3 protein-coding genes are annotated in these 2,882 nt (G+C 37.9%); all 3 read left to right on the top strand.

Annotated features, from left to right (window positions below; translation table 11 throughout):
* The first annotated feature begins 9 nt into the window (after window positions 1–9).
* The 3 genes from MRZ08_RS07870 to MRZ08_RS07860 are packed head-to-tail and all read left to right on the top strand — an operon-like array spanning window position 10 to window position 2,659.
* Window positions 10–147 carry a hypothetical protein gene (locus MRZ08_RS07870; RefSeq protein WP_297381450.1) on the top strand — a complete coding sequence of 46 codons (138 nt, stop codon included), beginning with the start codon at window positions 10–12 and terminating at the stop codon, window positions 145–147.
* Between the two features lie 2 nt (window positions 148–149).
* Window positions 150–1,514 carry a class II fumarate hydratase gene (locus MRZ08_RS07865; RefSeq protein WP_297381447.1) on the top strand — a complete coding sequence of 455 codons (1,365 nt, stop codon included), beginning with the start codon at window positions 150–152 and terminating at the stop codon, window positions 1,512–1,514.
* Window positions 1,511–2,659, top strand: a complete 1,149-nt coding sequence (locus tag MRZ08_RS07860; RefSeq protein ID WP_297381445.1) for a haloacid dehalogenase-like hydrolase — start codon at window positions 1,511–1,513, stop codon at window positions 2,657–2,659. Before MRZ08_RS07865 ends, MRZ08_RS07860 begins: the two co-directional genes overlap by 4 nt.
* The last annotated feature ends 223 nt before the right edge of the window (window positions 2,660–2,882 follow it).

Genomic DNA, 2,882 nt, shown 5'->3' with positions numbered 1-2,882 from the left:
AAGGAATCTTTGAGGACAGGAGTTTCTGTAAGGGAGATTTTAATTCGCGATAAGATTATGACAAGTGATGAGATAGATAAGATATTGGATTATGAGAACATGACCAAGCCAGGAATCTTGGACGAAGATCATATAAGTAGGGATTAGATATGGACAAGAGAATTGAAAGAGACAGCCTAGGTGAGATAGAAGTTGATAATGATAAGTATTGGGGTGCCCAAACCCAAAGATCTTTTATGAATTTCCCAAAGGGCTTAGATCTTATGCCTAAAGAAGTGATAAGGGCCCTAAGCCTGATAAAGAAGGCTGCAGCTATTGTGAATTTAGAGCTAGGAAAAATTGATGAAGAAAGAAAAAATCTCATTGTCTACGCAGCAGATAGAATTCTTAAAGGAGACTTTGACGACCAATTCCCACTTACAGTTTGGCAAACGGGATCTGGAACCCAAAGCAATATGAATGTAAATGAAGTCATAGCCCATATTGCCAATGAAAAGTGCGGGGAAAACTTGATCCACCCTAATGATCATGTCAATAAGTCCCAAAGCTCAAATGACACCTTTCCTACAGCCATGCATATGGCAAGCCTTAATCTTTTGGATAATGAACTTTTGCCAGAAATAGATGAATTCATAGATGCGATTGAGAGTAAGGCTAGGGAATTTGAGGGGATAATAAAAACTGGAAGGACCCACCTCCAAGATGCAACTCCTATATCCCTATCGAGCGAAATTCGTGCCTATAGCGAGATTGTTAGAAGAGATAAGGAAGCCTTAATAGATCTAATGGAAGATCTTCGTAGACTGCCAATCGGAGGAACAGCTGTGGGAACTGGTCTTAATGCGCCAGAATCTTATAGCAGGAAGATGATTATTACTCTTGAAAGGCTCAGTGGCCTAAGGATAATCGAGGATTCCAACAAATTCGTAGGCATTTCCTCCAAACAAGCTATGGCGAGAGTCCACTCTGGTCTTAAGGTCCTTGCTGAAGACCTTAATAAAATAGCTAATGACTTAAGATTCTTATCCTGCGGACCAAGAACTGGCATAGGAGAGTTAATCCTTCCGACAAATGAGCCGGGATCATCAATTATGCCAGGAAAGGTTAATCCTACCCAAGTTGAGATGATGACTATGGCAGCGATCCAAGTTATGGCCAACGATACAGCTATATCTATAGCCAATGCGAGTGGCCAACTGGAGCTTAATACCTACATGCCTTTGATAATTTATAATATGGTTAAGTCAATTAAGCTTCTAACTAAGGCTATGACTTCCTTCAGAATTCACCTAATCGAAGGACTTATAGCAAATAAAGAAAAAATCGAAGAAAATCTCGATAAGTCTCTTATGCTCGTAACTTCCCTAAGCCCTCTTATAGGCTATGATAAGGCAGCAGAGCTAGCGAAGTTTGCCCACAAGAATAACTTGAGCCTAAGAGAGGCTAATAAAAAGTTAGGATTTGTGTCGGATACCGATTTTGTAAAAACAGTAGATCCAAGAGAGATGATATGAAAACATATATAAAAAGGTTAAATTGGGAAGAGAGCCTTTATCTAGCCATAAACAAGCTCATAGGAAAGCATGGTAAGGACAATGAGGCTTATAATCCAGATAATAAACCCTTCGCAGTCTTTGATTGGGACAACACTTCAATTATAGGAGATGTGGAGGAAGCCCTTCTTTACTACATGGTTAGGAATTTAAGTTTCAAGATGGAAGCAGAAGAGTTCTATGAATTGATCAGAAAAAATGTAGATAAGAAAGACTATCCTAAGGAATTTAATAATCTAGATAATCAAAGGGTAAACATCGACCTAATCTCCCAAGATATAAAAAGAGCTTATGAGAAAATTTACGAAAATCTCGATATATTTGAAGGAGAAAAGAGTCTTGAAGAAGTCCAAGAGACTAATTATTACCAGGAATTTGTAAGCAAGATGCTCTACAGATATAGGGCGAGCTCTTTTGATAAAGAAGCAGAGGACCCTTATTGCTGGATGAGCTTTCTTCTGAAAAATTATAAAACAAAGGAAGTTTACGATCTTTGTGAGAAGGCTTACGCTTCAATGATAAAAGAAAAGATTAGACTAGAAGAATTCGTATCTCCAGATATTAAATCAGCGGCAGGAAGGGTTTCTATAAAATATTTTGTAGGTATTAGGCCCTTGGAAGAAATGATAGATTTATACCAAAGCTTAGAAGAAAATGGAATAGATTGCTATATAGTTTCCGCCTCCTTCATAGATATAGTGAGGGCCTTTGCGACAGACCTGAATAATAATTATAAGATGAAGGAGGAGAAGGTCTTAGGCCTAAGACTTATGAAAGACGATGAGGGGAAAATTCTTCCAAAGTTCGATAAAAACTATCCTATAAGCATCAGAGAAGGCAAGGTTCAAACTATTAAGAAACTCATCAAAAACGAGAGAAATTATGGGCCTATAATGGTTGGAGGAGATAGTGACGGAGACTTCGCTATGCTTAAAGAATTTGATCAGACGGATGTTTCCTTGATAATTCACAGGATAAATTCTGGCTTTATAGATGAATTAAGACAAAAGGCTCGGAAGGGCTCTACTAGGTATTACTCTCAAGGAAGAAATCTACTAGAAGCTTCCTTCATAGGAAGCAAGAAATCAGAAGGCTATAATGAATAATATTTTATCTCGTAAGTGTATCTTGCGAGATTTTTCTTATTTCGGGTATTAAATTACTAGGAGGGTATATGTTTTTTGAAGATTATGAAATTGGACAAGTTTTTGATGAGGAAATAGAAGATGTTGTCTTTAGCGAGGAAGAAATCATAGAAGCATCCGAGAAATATGACCCTAGAGATATCCATGTCGATAAGGAGGCAGCCAAGGAAAGTAGATTTGGCGA

Origin of the sequence: Anaerococcus sp. (genome assembly GCF_022770135.1) — a bacterium.
In the GTDB taxonomy this organism is placed as follows: Bacteria; Bacillota; Clostridia; order Tissierellales; family Peptoniphilaceae; genus Anaerococcus.
The sequence above is the reverse complement of the archived record's forward strand: the minus strand, read 5'-3'. Positions and strand labels throughout refer to the sequence as shown.